General features: G+C 38.4%; 17 protein-coding genes and 1 other RNA gene. 11 read left to right on the plus strand and 7 right to left on the minus strand.

Features of this window, described 5'->3' with window-relative positions:
* From A1D26_RS02315 to A1D26_RS02330, 4 genes are all read left to right on the plus strand, one after another.
* Nucleotides 1–2400, plus strand: a 2400-nt coding sequence (locus tag A1D26_RS02315) for a YadA family autotransporter adhesin (protein ID WP_198303048.1), incomplete at its 5' end; no start/stop codon positions are given.
* Nucleotides 2401–2591: 191 nt separating this feature from the next.
* Nucleotides 2592–3071 (plus strand): SsrA-binding protein SmpB, encoded by a 480-nt coding sequence (gene smpB, locus A1D26_RS02320; RefSeq protein ID WP_157394649.1) that lies wholly within the window; start codon nt 2592–2594, stop codon nt 3069–3071.
* A gap of 47 nt (nt 3072–3118) precedes the next feature.
* Nucleotides 3119–4423 (plus strand): serine--tRNA ligase, encoded by a 1305-nt coding sequence (gene serS, locus A1D26_RS02325; protein WP_157402497.1) that lies wholly within the window; start codon nt 3119–3121, stop codon nt 4421–4423.
* Nucleotides 4424–4667: 244 nt separating this feature from the next.
* Entirely contained in the window at nt 4668–6053 is a 1386-nt protein-coding gene (locus A1D26_RS02330; protein WP_157402498.1) for a nicotinate phosphoribosyltransferase, read from the plus strand.
* 64 nt (nt 6054–6117) lie between these two features.
* Here the strand turns inward: A1D26_RS02330 and A1D26_RS02335 are convergent, their stop codons facing one another.
* The 6 genes from A1D26_RS02335 to A1D26_RS02360 form a co-directional block, all read right to left on the minus strand.
* A complete protein-coding gene (locus tag A1D26_RS02335) occupies nt 6118–7560 on the minus strand; it encodes an alanine/glycine:cation symporter family protein (RefSeq protein ID WP_157402499.1) in 1443 nt (480 codons plus the stop codon).
* Nucleotides 7561–7661: 101 nt separating this feature from the next.
* Nucleotides 7662–8645 carry a nickel/cobalt transporter gene (locus A1D26_RS02340; RefSeq protein WP_157402500.1) on the minus strand — a complete coding sequence of 328 codons (984 nt, stop codon included), beginning with the start codon at nt 8643–8645 and terminating at the stop codon, nt 7662–7664.
* Nucleotides 8636–9196, minus strand: a complete 561-nt coding sequence (locus A1D26_RS02345) for a DUF1007 family protein (RefSeq protein WP_232516786.1) — start codon at nt 9194–9196, stop codon at nt 8636–8638. The genes A1D26_RS02340 and A1D26_RS02345 overlap by 10 nt, the downstream gene beginning before the upstream one ends.
* A gap of 157 nt (nt 9197–9353) precedes the next feature.
* An RNA gene (gene rnpB / locus A1D26_RS02350) (RNase P RNA component class A) lies at nt 9354–9733 on the minus strand.
* Nucleotides 9734–9780: 47 nt separating this feature from the next.
* On the minus strand, nt 9781–10176 hold the full coding sequence (locus tag A1D26_RS02355) for a hypothetical protein (RefSeq protein WP_198303049.1): 396 nt from the start codon (nt 10174–10176) through the stop codon (nt 9781–9783).
* 184 nt (nt 10177–10360) lie between these two features.
* Nucleotides 10361–11044 carry a 2,3-diphosphoglycerate-dependent phosphoglycerate mutase gene (locus A1D26_RS02360; protein WP_157402503.1) on the minus strand — a complete coding sequence of 228 codons (684 nt, stop codon included), beginning with the start codon at nt 11042–11044 and terminating at the stop codon, nt 10361–10363.
* 377 nt (nt 11045–11421) lie between these two features.
* Between A1D26_RS02360 and lepA the strand changes: the two genes are divergently transcribed.
* The 5 genes from lepA (at nt 11422) to recO (ending at nt 16804) form a co-directional block, all read left to right on the plus strand.
* A complete protein-coding gene (gene lepA / locus A1D26_RS02365; RefSeq protein ID WP_157402509.1) occupies nt 11422–13215 on the plus strand; it encodes a translation elongation factor 4 in 1794 nt (597 codons plus the stop codon).
* An 80-nt stretch (nt 13216–13295) separates the two neighbouring features.
* Nucleotides 13296–14258, plus strand: coding sequence for a signal peptidase I (gene lepB, locus A1D26_RS02370; RefSeq protein WP_157402504.1), 963 nt, complete (start codon nt 13296–13298; stop codon nt 14256–14258).
* 207 nt (nt 14259–14465) lie between these two features.
* Nucleotides 14466–15137 carry a ribonuclease III gene (gene rnc, locus A1D26_RS02375; protein ID WP_157402505.1) on the plus strand — a complete coding sequence of 224 codons (672 nt, stop codon included), beginning with the start codon at nt 14466–14468 and terminating at the stop codon, nt 15135–15137.
* A gap of 24 nt (nt 15138–15161) precedes the next feature.
* Nucleotides 15162–16064, plus strand: a complete 903-nt coding sequence (era, locus tag A1D26_RS02380) for a GTPase Era (RefSeq protein WP_157402506.1) — start codon at nt 15162–15164, stop codon at nt 16062–16064.
* 20 nt (nt 16065–16084) lie between these two features.
* A complete protein-coding gene (gene recO / locus A1D26_RS02385; RefSeq protein WP_157402507.1) occupies nt 16085–16804 on the plus strand; it encodes a DNA repair protein RecO in 720 nt (239 codons plus the stop codon).
* 77 nt (nt 16805–16881) lie between these two features.
* Here recO and A1D26_RS02390 read toward each other — a convergent pair whose 3' ends face one another.
* On the minus strand, nt 16882–17286 hold the full coding sequence (locus tag A1D26_RS02390) for a YhcB family protein (RefSeq protein WP_157402508.1): 405 nt from the start codon (nt 17284–17286) through the stop codon (nt 16882–16884).
* Nucleotides 17287–17580: 294 nt separating this feature from the next.
* Here A1D26_RS02390 and rplM point away from each other — a divergent pair, with 294 nt between their 5' ends.
* Together rplM and rpsI are read left to right on the plus strand one after the other, a co-directional pair.
* Nucleotides 17581–18009 (plus strand): 50S ribosomal protein L13, encoded by a 429-nt coding sequence (gene rplM / locus A1D26_RS02395; RefSeq protein WP_157394674.1) that lies wholly within the window; start codon nt 17581–17583, stop codon nt 18007–18009.
* Nucleotides 18010–18024: 15 nt separating this feature from the next.
* Nucleotides 18025–18420, plus strand: coding sequence for a 30S ribosomal protein S9 (gene rpsI / locus A1D26_RS02400; protein ID WP_157394675.1), 396 nt, complete (start codon nt 18025–18027; stop codon nt 18418–18420).
* Nucleotides 18421–18439: the final 19 nt, after the last annotated feature.

The raw sequence follows: 18439 nt of genomic DNA on the forward strand, positions 1-18439 counted from the left end.
CTCGGTGAACAGCTAGATATCACAGGTGCAAATAACAACATCAAAACCACCTCTAGTGCTGCTGAAGGTGTAAAAATTGAGCTGAACAACACCTTAAATCTTACAGATGCAGGTTCTGTAAACTTTGGTGATGGCAATGCTAAGCTAACTAAAGAAGGCTTGACTGCAGGTGATGTATCTGTAACCAAAGATGGCATCAATGCAGGCAATAAAGCAATCACCAATGTCAAAGCTGGTGAGAATGATACAGATGCTGTAAACCTCGCTCAATTAAACGCAACCAAAGCGATTGCTGAAAAAGGCTGGAATGTTACTATTGCAAAAGGTGAGGGCGAAGCCACCGCTCCTACCACGCCATCAAAAGTTGCGCCGGGTGAAACATTAACTTACACCGCAGGTAAAAACGTTAAGTTGGCAATGGATGGTAAAAACATCACCATTGCAACTACTGAAAATGCAACGTTCACTAACGTTAATGCCACAAAGGTTGATGCAACAGACGTTAATACAACCAACATTACATCAACGGGCAAAGCAGTCATTAAAGACCTAAATGTCTCTGGGGATTCAACCCTTGGCAACGTCACTATCGGTGGTCAAGATAAAGTCTTTAACATTACTAGTGGCACTAAAGTAGATATGGGGGGTAATACCATCAATAATATTACCAGTGGTGAGATCAAAGCAGGCGATAACAATGCGGTTACTGGTGATGTCGTGAATACCAAAATTCAAGAGTTAACTGATAGCGGTATGAAATTTGCGGGCAATAACGGTACAGTAATTACCACCAAGCTAGGCGATCAATTAAATATCATTGGTGGTAATGTAACTGCTGGTAGCTACAGTAGCAATAATGTGAGAACCCAAACTGATGGCACAGGTAATGTTACGATTGAATTTGCGGACAAGCCAGTATTCAACGGTTTGGATGTGAGCAACCAAAAAATTACTAGTGTTCTAGATGGCGATATTTCGCCAAATAGTACAGATGCAGTAAATGGCAGACAAATTTTCGCTTTAACAGGCGGACAAGGTGCTCCAAATGTTGTAGCTAACTATACAACGACAATTACTAACCCTGATGGCTCAAAAACAACGCTTAATCACACAAATGTCGTAGTTGATGAAAATGGTAAGCCGCTATTAGTGACCTATAATGTTCAAGATCAGAAAGAACACGTCACTAACTCAGTTATTACGGCGATCAATAATATGAATACACAAGGGATTAAGTTCTTCCATACTAATGACGGTACAGCTAAAGCAGAGAGACCAGCAGATCAATCTGAAAATAATGAAGATTCTAGTGCCAGCGGTGCTTATGCGACAGCAGTGGGGTATAGAGCGACAGCATCAGGCGAAAGAGCAATTGCCTTTGGCCATAATTCAACGGTAACAGGCACTGATAGTATTAGTGTTGGTACTGGAAATACTGTTAGTGGTAATAATTCTGGTGCATTTGGTGACCCAAGCATTATTGATGCAGATAAATCTTACAGTGTAGGTAACGATAACCGAATTGCACAAGGGCAGAGTGACGTTTTCGTATTAGGAAATAGTGTAACGAATACCGCAAGTAACTCGGTATTTTTAGGTACGCAATCTGGCTATGTTGCAGAAGGCGAAACTACGAAAGGTAATTCAGCACACACTTCTCAAACGATTGGTGGTGAAACTTACCAATATGCTGGTGGCGAAGCAAACCAAGTGAAAGGTGTGGTCAGTGTGGGTAATGTTGCTCAAGATGGCACAATGGAAACTCGCCGTATCCAAAATGTTGCACCAGGTCTAGTCAGTGAAACAAGTACTGATGCGATTAATGGTAGTCAATTATATTCACTACACAGTGTTGTTGATAAAGGATGGAACTTAACATCTGGTACTGTTGAAGGATCAAATGGAGTATCTAATCAATCTGCACCTGCTAAGGTTGGAATGGGGAATACTGTTAGAGTTAATGCTGGTCAGAACATTGTTGTAAACCAAAATGGTAGAACATTAGATATAGCAACTACAATGGCACCAAGCTTTAACAGTTTGAAGATTAATCCTAATGGCAAAGTAGATATGGGTGGTAACCGTATCCAAAATGTTGGTCAAGCAATAAATGCTGGAGATGCTGTAAACTATGGTCAGTTTAAAGCTGAATTAGGTAAGGTTGATAACCGTTTACGCAGTGGTATTGCTGGTGCTGTTGCTTCAGCATCATTAGTTCAAGCATTTAACCCAAGTGAAAGTATACTTGCAGTCGGGGGAGGAACTTACCGTGGTGCATCAGCTTTAGCTGTCGGATATTCTAAAGTTTCCGATAATGGTAAGATCATTATTAAGCTAACGGGAAGTGCTAATAATCAAGGTGATTACACAGGTGGTGCAAGTGTAGGCTTTAAATTCTAATTAAATGGAATTAAAGTCTCTAGTTAAATACTAGGTATTTTAGACTCTCTAATAGACCCACTATTTTAGGATTCCCTATAAATGGTGGGTTTATTTTTGCAAATTATTCTGCAAAACAAACCGCTTGTCCGTTCAAACTTTGTTGTATTTAGGGTACAATCCCCAAAATTTTTTGTTAGTAAAGATGGATTATGAGTAAAAAACCAAAAGTTGCCTCCAATACCATTGCATTAAACAAACGAGCACGCCACGAATATTTTATTGAAGATGAAATTGAAGCGGGTTTAGAACTGCAAGGGTGGGAAGTTAAAGCATTACGAGCGGGGAAAGCGAATATTGGCGACAGCTATGTGATTTTCCGCAACGGTGAAGCCTATCTATTTGGGGCAATGATTACCCCATTAAATGTAGCCTCTACGCATATTGTTGCGGATCCTACTCGCACACGAAAATTATTACTCAATAAGCGAGAGTTAGACTCTCTATTTGGTAAAGTAAATCGAGATGGCTTTACAGTCGTTGCTCTTTCGATGTACTGGAAGAATGCGTGGGCGAAAGTCAAAATCGGTTTGGCAAAAGGTAAAAAACTGCACGATAAGCGTGATGACATCAAAGATAGAGAATGGCAAGTTGCTAAACAGCGTATTATGAAAAACGCTAATCGCTATTAAGCGGTTGGATTGTTCTAAAAATTTGCAAATAAAAATAAGGATAAAAAATGATTGATCAAAATTTACTGCGTACAAATTTAGCGGAAGTGGCTCAAATACTCAAAACAAAACGTAAATTTGAGCTTGATACTGCAAAAGTGACCGCTTTAGAAGAACAACGTAAGGCACTACAAGTTAAAACAGAAACATTACAGGCTGAACGAAATGCTCGCTCGAAAAACATTGGGGCAGCAAAAGCTCGTGGTGAAGATATTTCGGCTTTGTTAGCTGAAGTTGATTCTATGGGGAATGAATTAGATTTAGCGAAAATAGAATTAGATAAAGTGCAAGGCGAAATTCGTGATTTACTCCTTTCAGTGCCGAATTTACCTGCAGAAGAAGTACCAGTTGGGAAAGATGATAGTGAAAATGTGGAAGTGTCTCGTTGGGGAACGCCACGTCAATTTGATTTTGAAGTGAAAGATCACGTTACCTTAGGTGAAGATCTAGCTGGGTTAGATTTCCCTGCTGGCGTTAAATTAACCGGTACACGTTTTGTGGTGATGAAAGATAAGCTCGCACGTTTACATCGTGCATTATCACAATTTATGCTTGATTTGCATACGGAACAGCATGGTTATATTGAAACTTATGTGCCTTATTTAGTTAATCACGATACTCTCTATGGCACAGGTCAGCTTCCTAAGTTTGGGGAAGATCTTTTCCATACCAAACCATTAGAAGGGCAAGATCCAAATGCAGTGCAAAAAGCTTATGCATTAATTCCAACCGCTGAAGTCCCAGTTACCAACCTAGTGCGTGATGAAATTTTAGAAGAAGAAAGCCTACCTTTAAAATTTACTGCACATACGCCTTGTTTCCGTTCAGAAGCAGGATCTTACGGACGTGATACGCGTGGTCTCATTCGTATGCACCAGTTTGATAAAGTTGAAATGGTACAAATTGTTGCTCCAGAAAAATCAATGGAAGCTCTCGAAGAATTAACTGGACATGCAGAAAAAGTATTACAACTTTTAGGCTTACCTTATCGTAAAGTATTACTTTGCTCAGGCGATATGGGATTCGGTGCAACCAAAACTTACGATTTAGAAGTTTGGCTGCCTGCACAAAATACTTATCGTGAGATTTCATCTTGCTCAAATATGTGGGATTTCCAAGCTCGCAGAATGTCAGCACGTTGCAAAGCAAAAGGCGATAAGAAAACCCGTTTAGTGCATACGTTAAATGGGTCTGGATTAGCGGTGGGTCGTACTTTGGTTGCCGTATTAGAAAACTATCAAAATCAAGATGGCTCTATTACTGTGCCTGAAGTATTACGTCCATATATGAATGGATTAGAGGTTATTAAATAATACTTCGGGATTTTCCCAGAACTAAATTCAATTCTGCTCGCTTATGGACACTTTCTTCAACGAAATTTCTGGCTAAAGGGCAGAATTGAATACCAAAATAACACAAATTTTGGATTGTAAACTTCACATTTTTCCTCTCACGTTAATTTCTCATTTTATTTTGTGCTACATATTTTTATTTACATATTAGTATAGTATATATATCATAAATCCTGTTTTTTAATTAAATGTGAGATTAAATGGTATGTACACATCAAATTTTTCCAACCTTTTATTAAATATAGATAGTTATAAAGCATCGCACTGGCTGCAATATCCGCCTAATACTGAATATCTCTCTTACTATATTGAAGCTCGGGGGGGGAAATTTGATGTGGTTGCATTCGGGATACAAGCCTTTATTAAAGAATATTTATTAAAACCTATCACTCAACAAGATATTGATGATGCAGAACAAGTTCTCATTGCCCATGGTTTATCGTTTAATCGACAAGGTTGGCAACGTTTATTAGACAAACATCAAGGTTTTTTACCGCTTAAAATCGAGGCAGTTGCTGAAGGAACAGTATTACCTACTAGCAATGTTGTTTGCCAAATCACAAATACCGATCCTGAATTTTTCTGGCTTGCGGGTTATCTTGAAACTGCGTTATTACGAGCGATTTGGTATCCTTCAACAGTGGCAAGCATCTCTTATTTTTGTAAACAAAAAATTAAACAAGCCTTATTACAATCCTCCGATGACCTTTCTGGATTATCTTTCCAACTTCACGATTTCGGGGCTCGTGGTGCATCTAGTCTTGAAACTGTTGCATTAGGGAGCTTAGCTCATCTCGTCAATTTCAAAGGTACGGACAGTGTATCAGCATTAGTTGCAGCAAAACGTTGGTACAACAGCAATGAAATGCCCGCTTTTTCTATCCCCGCAGCTGAACATAGTACTATTACCGCTTGGGGGAAGGAGAACGAAAAGTTTGCTTACGAGAATATGATCGACCAATTTGCAGGTGAAAATAAAATCTATTCGGTTGTGTCTGATAGCTATAATTTATGGAATGCGGTATCACATATTTGGGGTGAACAACTTAAAGAAAAAGTGATTGAGAAAGGTGGGCGATTGGTCATTCGCCCAGATAGTGGTGAACCAATAGAGGTGGTTTGTCGCACACTTGAAATTTTAGCAGATAAATTTGGCTATCGAGTGAACAGTAAGGGGTATAAAGTATTACCTGATTTTATCCGTATTATTCAGGGTGATGGGATAAATTCAAACTCTATTGAAGCCATTCTCAATGCAATTATGCAAGCAGGGTTTAGTGTGGAGAATGTCAATTTTGGAATGGGGGGGGGATTACTCCAACAAATCAATCGCGATACAATGGGCTGGGCAATGAAAGCAAGTGCAATTTGCATCAATGGCGAATGGAAAGCGATTTATAAAGACCCTATTACTAGCCAAGCTAAACGTTCTAAAAAAGGTATTCTTGCTTTAACGAAATCGGAAAATGAGTGGCAAACTGTACGAATAGAAGAACTTAATGACAAGGAAAATCAACTTAGAACAATATTCTTGAACGGGAAATTGTTAATTGATGAGAGTTTTGAACAGGTTCGTCAGAGAGCTGAATAGAAAAATATAAAATATGGGGGAAATCCCCCATATTATTTGCAAATTTTATGGTACAGCAGACCGCTTAGTTTTGTTTCCAAATTGTTGGATCAACACCACGTTTGAGTAACTCTGGGTGATCTTCAATGTTAAAGACAGGTTCTTTACCCGCTTTAATCTGTTTTTGGTAGTCTTTCAATACAAGCCATACAATCGGGGCAAGCAATACGATTGCAATTAAGTTAATCATTGCCATTGATGCCATTACTGTATCCGCAAATGCCCATACAATGCCGCCATCTCTTACTGCACCGAAGTAAACGAAGAATAACACTAACAAACGGAATGCTAATACAAAACCAGGTTTATTACGAATATAGCGGATATTGCTTTCTGCATAAGCGTAGTTACCAATAATTGAAGTGTAGCAGAAGAGTAATAAAATAAAGGCAAGGAAGTGTAAACCAAATTCACCAATGTGGAATTCAAGTGCTTTTTGGGTTAGCGATACGCCACGTAATGTTTCGCTACCGTAATCATTTGACATTAAAATAATGATCGCGGTACAAGTACATACAACGATAGTATCAACAAAAACGCCTAACATTTGAATTAAACCTTGGCTTGCAGGGTGTTTTGCATCAGATGTTGCAGCCGAGTTTGGAGCAGAACCCATACCAGCTTCATTTGAAAATAGACCACGTTTAATGCCCATTAACATTGCTTTAGAGAATAAAGCACCAAACATACCGCCTGCGATTGCTGAGAAATCAAAAGCACTGCTAACGATATTAGATAATATTCCTGGGACTTTTTCGATATTCATGCCAAGAATGATAACTGCCATAATTAGATAGAATAACGCCATCATTGGCACAACTCGTGCAGAAACTTGACCGATACGTTTTACGCCACCAAAGATAATCGCTGCAGTAACAATTACCAAGACAATTCCCACGTAATTCGCATCCCATTCCCACGCATTTTTTGTCGCTTCAACAATAGAGTTAGCTTGCACAGCATTGAATGCAAAGCCAAAAGTGAAAATTAAAGTGATTGCAAAAGCAACAGCCAACCAAGGTGCTTTTAAACCACGAGAAATATAGTAAGAAGGGCCTCCGCGAAACATTCCATTTGGATCACGAATCTTATATACCTGTGCGAGAGAAGATTCAGCAAATGCACTACTCATACCAATTAAGGCGGTAATCCACATCCAAAATACTGCTCCAGGCCCACCTAATGCGATTGCTGTTGCAACACCGCCGATGTTACCAACGCCTACACGACTCGCCAATCCTGTAGCAAACGCTTGGAAAGGCGTTAAAGAATCACCACTTGATGCTCGTCCAAGCCACATTTCACGCAAACTTTGTGGAAGCAAACGTAGTTGAACTAAACCCGTAGAAATAGTGAAAAATAAGCCCGTACCTAAAAGCGTTAGAACGGTAATATCCCAAAGTGGATCATTAATATTCTTAATAATCCACTTTAAAGCATTTTCAAAGATAGCAACAATGCTTTCCATATATTAAAGACCTTCTATAAGTTAAGAAAAAGAAGGTGGCATTTTAATCTTTTTATGGCATTTGAAAAGTTTTTTTATGCGAGTAATTAAAACAATTTATGCTACCTTTTAAATAAGATAGTACTTGTTTCAATAAAACTACTGTGAAAGAGCGTTATCCCCAGCCCAATAAGCAGTAATCCCATTAGTAATTTTAAGACAAGAACTAACCGCTTACTTTGCTGTACTGACAGATACCAATGGCTTGTTTGTATCGCTTTATTACGAGCAAATAGCACTAAACAAGCAAAGCCACTAAGTGTGAGAGCAGTGCCCATAGCCATCATCATTGCAGAGGCAACACCCCAAATATATAAATCTAAGGTGTAGGCAAGGAAAAGCACTAGAATTGCACCAGAGCAAGGACGTAACCCAATACTAAATACAACCAACCACATTGATTTCCAATCTTGAATATTCTCCATTTCTTTGGCGGAGGGGAGATGTTTATGGCCGCAACCACAGTTTTCAGAATGCTGATGTATTGGCATTAAAGCTAAATACGAGGAAGACAATGGTTGAATTTTACGAATGACAAGCGGTCTTTTGGGTTGATTTTTTTGCAACATAGGGCGTAGGCTTTGCCACAACCAATAGCTACCAAATAAGATCATCAACAGAAAGCTACCTCGCTCAACCCATTTTAACGTAACATTAAAATAGCTACGAGAAAGGGTAAAGATAACCACCAAAATGGTAACTAATGCTATTGCGACTAAACCTTGTATAACAGCAGAGAGTAGGGTAACTCGCAACGTTTGTGGGAGCTTAGTTTTTTCTAATGATAGGTAACTGGTTAAAATAAATTTACCATGTCCAGGCCCGACAGCGTGAAAGATACCGTATAAAAAGCTGATTAACATTAAGCTAAATCCCGCTTGCTGTGGAGCTTGATGAATCATTTTTAATGCATTAGATAATTCAAGATTAAATGTTTTCTGCCATTCTACAACTTCCCACAGTAGATAAGGGTATATAAAGTAAATTGCAAAAATCAGGGAGCAAGCTACCGCTATCCATAGCCAATGTTGTATCTTTACTGACATACAATACTCACTTTTTGAGCAAATTGTGCCCCAAGAGATAAGCTTTTATCTGATGGCATATCTGGTTTTTCGGTTTTATCTAATTTAGAAGCATAAAGTCTAAGTTGTTGATTTACTATTGGTTCTATCATCGATACTTGACATAAATGTTGTTCAGTGGCGGTGACATCACTCGCTTTTTCATACCCCATATAGAGATAATAACTTGGCTCAAAGGTAAAAAGTTTAAACGATTTTCCTGTTACGGTTTGAGGTTGTGCCAGAGCTAATTCAAAATGGTAAACCAAGCGGTTATCTTTAATTTCAGCACGAGGGTTTACGGGTTTAGCTTTAAATTTGATAGGCTCATTGTTCTCGGTATAAAGCTCACTAAAATAATGAGATTGAATTGCTGAAATGTTGAGTTCATCCGTAATTTTATTCAGTGCAGCTTTCTGATCTTCGGCTGACTTAACTTCGTAGATAAGTTCGGCGGAAGTAATCTCATCTAATATCCAGCTCATTTCAAAACCGGTTAATTTATCTCCTTTAATCACAACTTTATTTTTCATATCTAAAAAAGAGTGGGGATGCGCGAAAGTAGAAATGCTGAATAAGCTAAAAAGTAGTCCGATAATAAATTTATTCATTAAATAACAGCCTATTTATAAAACTAGATAAGTAATATACAAAAAAGCGAGCAGAAAGTTCTGCTCGCTTCTCAAAAATTAGCTGAGTTGGTCGATAAGCCGAGTTCTGTCTTGGACAATCATTCCTCTAGGCGTACATTCACATATACGCTCAAGCAACCTACCCGAATCCCAAGCGGGCAACTCGTTGGATTCCTATTTGGTCTTGCTACGAGTGGAGTTTACCCTGCCGTAAACTGTTGCCAGTTACGCGGTGCGCTCTTACCGCACCCTTTCACCCTTACCAGCCGAAACTGGCGGTCTGCTCTCTGTTGCACTTGTCGTAGGCTCACGCCTCCCAGACGTTATCTGGCACTCTGCCCTGTGTAGCTCGGACTTTCCTCTCGTTTACTTGTCCCCTAGTTTACGCCGAAACGAATTTGAGGGCTTCAATAAACCAGCGATTGTCTAACCAACTCGAGTGTAAGTATAAGTTATTTACTGGTTATTTGCAAAATTAAACAGAGTTATGGGCATTTAGGGGTATATGGATTTTTCACTGCTCTATATTTCAAGGCTTTTGGCAATCCTAATATGCTCTGAGTTGCGTTTAGGTGATTATTACTAATGGAGGTAAATTTTATTTTGAACACACCGCCTAAAATAATAGCATGCAATTTTATTTCATTGTGACCTATTGTTTCTAATTTATAACGTTCAACATTTACAAATTCTCTAATTAAATCCCCAGACCCTTTTTGTTTTTGCTCTGCTTGATTTGCGATATATTCAACTAGTTGCCCTAAGTTTCCTTTGTTCTTAGTTTTATAATTGTTGAATTTATCACAACTATAGCGATATAAAGTAGCTGAACCGTCTCGGCTGATTTGCATGATGTTTGCAACATCGTCTTGTGGTTCCATCGCCCAGAATGTATTATAGATTTTAGACGATAGTTGTCTATCATCAAAATGATAGTGTCCTGTTGGGGCTATACAAGACGTCAGTGGTAGGGTAAGAAATAAGGGGAGTAGTAATCTTAGTTTCATCGTTGTTTTCCCATAATGTATAAAGTAAAGGCTGAATATTATCAGCCTAAATGTTTCATTATAAATAGAATTTCTCAACAAAATTTAACTGGTCGTCAAGTTTTAACACTAATGGTTGACCTGTTGGGATTTCGAAATCCATAATTTCTTCATCAGAAATACCGATAATATGTTTTGCTAATGCACGAAGTGAGTTACCGTGTGCAGTCACAAGGACACGTTTACCTGAAAGTAGAGCAGGAGCAATTTGATCTTCCCAGAATGGTAATACACGCTCAAGTGTAATTTTCAAGTTTTCCGCATTTGGAACAACGTCTTTTGGTAAGTTTGCATAACGGCGGTCATTATGTGCTGAATTCGGATCTTGTGGATCTAAATCTGGTGGTGAAATATCATAAGAACGACGCCAAATATGAACTTGCTCATCACCATATTGTTCAGCAGTTGCTTTTTTGTCTAAACCTTGCAATGCACCGTAGTGACGCTCGTTTAAACGCCAGTTTTTCACTTGTGGAATCCATAGTTGGTTGGATTCTTCTAACACGATGTTACAAGTTTTGATGGCACGAGTTAAAACAGAAGTAAAAGCGATGTCAAATTCATAACCTGCTTCAAGTAATTTCTTACCTGCTGCTTTAGCTTCTTCAATACCACGTTCTGTTAAATTCACATCACGCCAGCCTGTAAATAAATTTTTAGCGTTCCATTCACTGAAACCGTGACGAATAAATACTAATTCCATAAGTTCTCCTATTAAGTATGTAAATGAATTTGAAAACCTGCTCTTTATAGCAAAAATTTGTCCTTTTTAAAATATCATCAATGATAATCTTTGTAGGAAAGCTGATCTTTCGCAAAGAAATCATTGATGAAAGGATTACTACTCATTTATTTCTTTGCTCCTAGATGTCCCATCATTATTCACTACATATAGGCGTTTGTTTTGAGAAAATTCAACTAGGAAAATATCAGTGAATTGATGCATTGCTAGCTAGAATTACAAAATTTTCTCGCTAACTCACCGCTTTCCTTTTACATTTTTTACTAATTTCAGGTACAATCTGCCGATTATTTTTCTTTTAACTTACAACAAACAGGACATTCATTGCCCTTATGAAAATGCAGAATATTCGTAACTTTTCAATTATTGCACACATCGACCATGGTAAATCAACGTTATCAGACCGTTTAATTCAAACTTGTGGCGGTTTATCTGATCGTGAAATGGAAGCCCAAGTATTAGATTCGATGGATCTTGAGCGTGAGCGTGGCATTACGATTAAAGCCCAAAGTGTGACTCTGAACTATAAAGCACAAGATGGTGAAACATATCAATTAAACTTTATCGATACACCAGGACACGTGGATTTCTCTTATGAAGTTTCTCGCTCTCTTGCCGCTTGTGAAGGGGCTTTGTTGGTTGTTGATGCAGGGCAGGGTGTTGAAGCGCAAACCTTAGCAAACTGTTATACAGCGATCGAAATGGATCTCGAAGTTGTGCCAATTTTAAACAAAATTGACTTGCCCGCAGCAGAGCCAGAACGTGTTGCAGAAGAAATTGAAGACATTGTCGGCATTGATGCAATGGAAGCGGTGCGTTGTTCAGCAAAAACAGGTTTAGGCATTGATTTAGTTCTCGAAGAAATTGTCGCCAAGATTCCTGCTCCAGAAGGTAATCCTGATGCTCCTTTGCAAGCGCTGATTATCGACTCTTGGTTTGATAACTACTTGGGCGTAGTTTCTCTTGTTCGAGTTAAAAACGGCTCAATCAAAAAAGGCGATAAAATCAAAGTAATGAGCACAGGTCAATCTTACAATGTTGATCGTTTAGGGATTTTTACGCCAAAACAAGTGGATACCGCTGAATTAAAAACAGGCGAAGTGGGTTGGGTAGTGTGTGCGATTAAAGATATTTTAGGTGCACCAGTAGGCGATACGCTGACTTCTCATCATCACTCTGCGATTGAAGCTTTACCGGGCTTTAAAAAAGTAAAACCACAGGTTTATGCGGGTTTATTCCCAATCAGTTCAGATGATTATGAAGCTTTCCGCGATGCGTTAGGTAAATTGAGCCTAAATGATGCTTCTCTATTCTACGAACCAGAAAACTCAACGGCGTTAGGCTTTGGTTTCCGTTGTGGATTCTTAGGCTTATTGCATATGGAGATTATTCAGGAGCGTTTAGAACGTGAATACGATCTTGATTTAATTACCACAGCACCAACCGTAGTTTACGAAGTGGAGCAGACAAATGGCGAAATTATTTATGTTGATAGCCCATCAAAATTACCGCCAATTAGCAACATTGCAGAAATTCGAGAGCCAATTGCAGAATGTAATATGCTTGTTCCGCAAGAATTTTTAGGTAATGTGATTACACTTTGTGTGGAAAAACGTGGCGTACAAACAAATATGGTGTATCACGGTAACCAAATCGCTTTAACTTATGAAATTCCAATGGGCGAAGTTGTATTGGATTTCTTTGACCGATTAAAATCAACCTCTCGTGGTTATGCCTCATTAGATTATGGTTTTAAACGTTTCCAAACCGCTGATATGGTGCGTGTGGATATTATGATCAACGGCGAACGTGTGGATGCATTAGCCTTAATCGTACACAAAGCGAATGCACCATATCGTGGGCGTGAATTGGTTGAGAAAATGAAAGAACTTATTCCACGTCAGCAATTCGATATAGCGATCCAAGCAGCTATCGGCAACCATATTATTGCCCGTTCAACAGTTAAACAGTTGCGTAAAAACGTATTAGCGAAATGTTATGGTGGTGACGTAAGCCGTAAGAAAAAACTGTTACAGAAACAGAAAGAAGGTAAAAAACGAATGAAATCGCTAGGTAACGTGGAAGTTCCACAAGAAGCTTTCTTAGCGATTTTACACGTAGGTAAAGATTAATAAATGAAAATGACAAGCGGTTAGTTTTGCAGAATATATTACAAATCTAACCGCTTATGATTGGAAATAGGGAGAAAACAATGGCAAATCTTGTGCCAATTATTTTTGTCGCCATTTTATATGGTATTTGGAAAGTGTTAGACGGTATGCAGTTACCGAATACAATTTCGATTATTTTAGTCGCATTAGTTGTCATTTGTGGTGCGTTTTTCGCATTTTACAAATTCAGTGCCGACCCACGTCGTAAGGCTAAAATCGCTCGTGAAGAAAAACGCTTAGGCAGAGCATTAACAGATGAAGAGATGAAAGAAATCCAACCACGCTCAGCAGTGGGTGAATTTTTTGCATCACTTTTTGGGGTATTATTCTTCGTAACAGTGCTACGTTCTTTTTTATTTGAGCCATTCCAAATTCCAAGTGGCTCAATGGAACCGACTTTACGTGTTGGCGATTTTTTAATTGTGAATAAATTTAGCTATGGCATTAAAGATCCGATTTGGCAAAACACTTTGATTGAAACGGGTAAACCACAACGTGGTGATGTTGTTGTCTTTAAAGCTCCAAAACAGCTACATGTCGATTACATTAAGCGTGTTGTTGCGGTCGGTGGCGATAAAATCAAATACGATTTTGTAACGCAACAGCTAACATTAACGCGTGGTGATACAGGCGAAGTGGTCACATTTACGTATAGCAACGCAAAAGCAAACCCTGATTTCTTATATCATGGTGATATGCAATTAGAACGTACAGAAACAGGTGATGTAACACACCAAATTTTAAATAACCCACAACCATTCAATTACGCCCCTTATTTCTACCAACAGGAAGGCTTACCTGCAGGCGAATGGCTTGTTCCACAAGGACATTATTTTGTAATGGGTGATAATCGAGATAATAGTGAAGACAGTCGTTTTTGGGGTTTTGTACCTGAAAAGAACCTTGTTGGTAAAGCATCAGTGATTTGGTTAAGCCTAGATAAAAAACCAAATCAATTCCCAAGCGGATTACGCTTTGAAAGAATGTTTACTTCGATCAAATAACAAATTTGCCTTTCAAACTCTCTTCTATAAGTGAGAGAGTTTGATTTACTCTAATCACATTTTCCTTATATCTCGCTATTTGCAAAAAATCCCCAAAATCTTACCGCTTGTTTGTTTAAAAATTGCGTAAATCAAGGTATGATGCAAAACCTTGTTGGCGTAAATGTCAATTTCCGGTGCCATAGGCATCATTACCTTGAAAAGATTATGCAATTAGAACGATTACAGAAAAAATTAGGTTACCAATTTGCTAACCTTGATTACCTAAAACAAGCTTTAACTCATCGTAGTGCGGCATCTCACAACAATGAACGCCTTGAATTTTTAGGCGACTCAATTTTAAACTTTGCTATCGGCAAAGCTCTCTATGAAAAATTCCCAAAAGCAAATGAAGGCGAATTAAGCCGAATGCGTGCTGCCTTGGTAAAAGAACATACCCTTGCGATTGTCGCTCGCCAGTTTGAGCTTGGTGAATACTTAAAACTGGGGGCTGGAGAGTTAAAAAGTGGCGGACATCGCAGAGAATCTATTCTTTCTGACTGTGTTGAAGCCATTATCGCTGCCGTTTATTTAGATTCGGGTATTGATAAAGCAATTGAACGTGTGTACTGCTGGTTTCAAACCTTATTAACCGAGATGACGCCAGGAGAAGCTCCGAAAGATCCGAAAACACGTTTACAAGAATTTTTGCAAGGCAGAAAAATGAAATTGCCTGAATATGAAGTGATTGATATTAAAGGCGAAGCACATAATCAATCCTTTAAAGTGAGTTGCAAAGTTGAGAAACTTGATGAAATTTTTATTGGTATTGGCACAAGTCGTAGAAAAGCGGAGCAACAAGCTGCCGAGCAAGTGATTAAAAAACTGAACATCAAATAACAACGTGTTTATATAGAGATAACAATGATAGAACAAAAAACATATTGTGGCTTTATTGCCATTGTAGGTCGCCCAAATGTGGGTAAATCAACCTTATTAAACAAAATTTTAGGGCAAAAAATTTCGATTACTTCACGTAAAGCCCAAACTACTCGCCACCGTATTCTCGGGATTAAAACCGAAGGGGTGTATCAAGAAATCTATGTAGATACACCAGGGCTACATATTGAAGAAAAACGTGCGATTAACCGCTTAATGAACCGAGCAGCAAGTAGTGCGATCAGTGATGTAGATATGGTTATTTTTGTGGTAGAAGGCACAAAATGGACTGATGATGATGAGATGGTACTTAATAAATTGCGTGGTACGAAGGCACCAGTTGTATTAGCCATCAATAAAATTGACAACATCAAAGAGAAAGAAGAGCTGCTACCACATATTATTCAATTAAGTGAAAAATTCCCTTTCAAAGAGATTATTCCAATTTCAGGGCAACGTGGTAAAAACGTCCATATTCTAGAAAAATTTGTGCGTGAATCGCTAAAAGAAGGTGTTCATCACTATCCAGAAGAGTATGTTACAGATCGTTCACAACGCTTTATGGCATCTGAAATTATTCGTGAAAAACTCATGCGTTTTATGGGCGAAGAGCTACCTTATTCGGTCACAGTGGAAATTGAACAATTTAAGATGAATGAGCGTGGAACTTATGAAATCAATGGTTTGATTTTAGTTGAACGTGAAGGTCAGAAAAAAATGGTGATCGGCAATAAAGGGCAGAAAATCAAAGTGATCGGTACAGAAGCCCGAGCAGATATGGAACGTTTGTTTGATAATAAAGTTCACCTAGAGTTATGGGTGAAAGTCAAAGCGGGCTGGGCTGATGATGAACGTGCATTGCGTAGCTTGGGATATATGGAAGAGTAATAAACGCACAAATTGATTAAATGAGCGTTTTTCAACGTGGCTTTGTGCTACACCGCAGAGAGTATAGTGAGAGTAGTTTGCTTGTGGATTTTTTTACCGAAAATCACGGGCGGATTACGCTTTTAGCGAAAGGGGCAAGACGTAGTCGTTCTCCGTTGAAAGCGGTATTACAGCCTTTTACACCATTGTTGTTATCTTGGAGCGGAAAAGGCGATTTAAAAACGCTGACCAAAGCTGAGCCAGCGTCTTTAACATTACCGATGAATACTTATTCGCTATATAGCGGTTTTTATGTGAATGAAATTTTGGTAAGAATTTTAGAAAATCACACCGCTTATCCAGAACTGTTTCAGTCCTATTTACAATGTATCACGCAGTTAGCCTCTCGCCCCGATAGCTTAGAATCGATTTTACGTACCTTTGAATTTAGAATGTTACAAGCGGTAGGTTATGGGGTGAATTTTACTCATTGTGCAGCAACAGGTGAGCCAGTTGATCCTAAGATGACTTATCAGTTTTATCAAAATGAAGGGTTTATCGCCTCTTTGCTACAAAACAATAACACTTTTTTAGGTGCTGATTTATTAGCTTTTGATCGTTTAGATTTTAGTGAAAAAAGTACGCAACAGGCAGCTAAGCGTTTTACACGCATTGCTTTGAAACCTTATTTAGGCTCAGCTCCATTAAAAAGCCGAGAGCTATTCCAATCCATTTTGCCAAATCGTTTAAAAATTGCCTAAGAGTATAATTTCTTTTATTCTATTAAATAAAAAGCCAGATAAAATTGATTATTTATCTGGCTTTATTTTTGTTCGTATTAATCTACTTTTGTTTTTAAAATACCAGAAGATCCTTCAGAATAATCTTTTGGTTGTTTGTCATCATTGATTGGTTTTTCGCTTAATTGGGATTGCTGAAAAAATTCAATTTTTTGTGTAGCTTCATTTGGTAATAAATTTTGAGAGCCTTTTGCTAAATGGGTATAAAGTTTTTTATAGTCCTCTGCTAAAGTAGCGAGTAAATTAGCAGATTGTTGAAAATGTTCCTCTAATTGTTCCTTTTGAGCATCTAGTTTAGCGGTTGCTGTTTTTAACTCATTTTCGAGTTTCTGTTGTTTTTGTGCATTTGCATTAGTAGCTTTTAGTACAACGTATCCTATGATTATACCCACAATAAATGCAGCTAGGATAGCTAACCAAATGTCATTTGACCATTGTTCCATAACACACTCCTGTTTTTGACTGAAAGTACCTATTTCTATCATTTTCTTCTTTTAATGAGAAGTTAAATTCTAAGGTAATTTATGAAATTTTGAAAATAGTCGCAAATTAGAGATTTTTTTATAAAATACTTCGCTTTTTTCTAAAAATATCTGTACAATACCGACACCCTGTTTTTGTGTGATATTCCCATCGCACAAGTTTGGTCAGAATTGACTCGAAGGGGTCGGATTCTACCGTATTAGGTAATATCTTAGGATATTGGGTTTAAACAATTTTAGATTGGTATTTAATTAATGAAAACTTTTGTAGCAAAACCAGAAACAGTTCAACGTGACTGGTATGTAGTAGATGCGACAGGTAAAACTTTAGGTCGTTTAGCTACTGAATTAGCACGCCGTCTTCGTGGTAAACACAAGGCAGAGTACACTCCACACGTAGATACAGGTGATTACATCATCGTTATCAATGCGGAAAAAGTAGCAGTAACAGGTAAAAAAGAAACTGACAAAATCTACTACTGGCACACTGGCTATGTAGGTGGTATCAAAGATGCTACTTTCAAAGAAATGATTGCTCGTCGTCCAGAAGCAGTGATTGAAATTGCGGTTAAAGGTATGTTGCCAAAAGGCCCATTAGGTCGTGCAATGTTCCGTAAGTTAAAAGTGTATGCAGGTGCTGAGCACAATCACGCTGCACAACAACCTCAAGTTTTAGATATCTAATCACGGAGCATAAAAATGACAGCAGCAAATCAAAACTACGGCACAGGTCGCCGCAAAAGCTCTTCAGCTCGTGTATTTATCAAACCGGGCAGTGGTAACATTACTATTAACCAACGTTCTTTAGAAGTTTACTTCGGTCGTGAAACTGCTCGTATGGTGGTTCGTCAGCCGTTAGAATTAGTTGAGTTAACTGATAAATTAGACCTATACATCACAGTTAAAGGTGGTGGTATTTCTGGTCAAGCGGGTGCAATCCGTCATGGTATCACTCGTGCGTTAATGGAATACGATGAAACTTTACGCCCAGCACTTCGTGCAGCTGGTTTCGTTACTCGTGACGCTCGTCGCGTTGAACGTAAAAAAGTGGGTTTACACAAAGCACGTCGTCGTCCACAATACTCAAAACGTTAGTGCGACAAGTTGTCGTACT

The organism is Ursidibacter maritimus (genome assembly GCF_009761395.1).
GTDB lineage: Bacteria > Pseudomonadota > Gammaproteobacteria > Enterobacterales > Pasteurellaceae > Ursidibacter > Ursidibacter maritimus.

Bases quoted from the DNA above. Each gene is read 5' to 3' on its own strand.
- smpB (WP_157394649.1), top strand. From the start codon at position 2,592: ATGAGTAAAAAACCAAAAGTTGCCTCCAATACCATTGCATTAAACAAA.
- serS (WP_157402497.1), top strand. From the start codon at position 3,119: ATGATTGATCAAAATTTACTGCGTACAAATTTAGCGGAAGTGGCTCAA.
- A1D26_RS02330 (WP_157402498.1), top strand. From the start codon at position 4,668: ATGTACACATCAAATTTTTCCAACCTTTTATTAAATATAGATAGTTAT.
- A1D26_RS02335 (WP_157402499.1), bottom strand. From the start codon at position 7,560: ATGGAAAGCATTGTTGCTATCTTTGAAAATGCTTTAAAGTGGATTATT.
- A1D26_RS02340 (WP_157402500.1), bottom strand. From the start codon at position 8,645: ATGTCAGTAAAGATACAACATTGGCTATGGATAGCGGTAGCTTGCTCC.
- A1D26_RS02345 (WP_232516786.1), bottom strand. From the start codon at position 9,196: ATGAAAAATAAAGTTGTGATTAAAGGAGATAAATTAACCGGTTTTGAA.
- A1D26_RS02355 (WP_198303049.1), bottom strand. From the start codon at position 10,176: ATGGAACCACAAGACGATGTTGCAAACATCATGCAAATCAGCCGAGAC.
- A1D26_RS02360 (WP_157402503.1), bottom strand. From the start codon at position 11,044: ATGGAATTAGTATTTATTCGTCACGGTTTCAGTGAATGGAACGCTAAA.
- lepA (WP_157402509.1), top strand. From the start codon at position 11,422: ATGCAGAATATTCGTAACTTTTCAATTATTGCACACATCGACCATGGT.
- lepB (WP_157402504.1), top strand. From the start codon at position 13,296: ATGGCAAATCTTGTGCCAATTATTTTTGTCGCCATTTTATATGGTATT.
- rnc (WP_157402505.1), top strand. From the start codon at position 14,466: ATGCAATTAGAACGATTACAGAAAAAATTAGGTTACCAATTTGCTAAC.
- era (WP_157402506.1), top strand. From the start codon at position 15,162: ATGATAGAACAAAAAACATATTGTGGCTTTATTGCCATTGTAGGTCGC.
- recO (WP_157402507.1), top strand. From the start codon at position 16,085: ATGAGCGTTTTTCAACGTGGCTTTGTGCTACACCGCAGAGAGTATAGT.
- A1D26_RS02390 (WP_157402508.1), bottom strand. From the start codon at position 17,286: ATGGAACAATGGTCAAATGACATTTGGTTAGCTATCCTAGCTGCATTT.
- rplM (WP_157394674.1), top strand. From the start codon at position 17,581: ATGAAAACTTTTGTAGCAAAACCAGAAACAGTTCAACGTGACTGGTAT.
- rpsI (WP_157394675.1), top strand. From the start codon at position 18,025: ATGACAGCAGCAAATCAAAACTACGGCACAGGTCGCCGCAAAAGCTCT.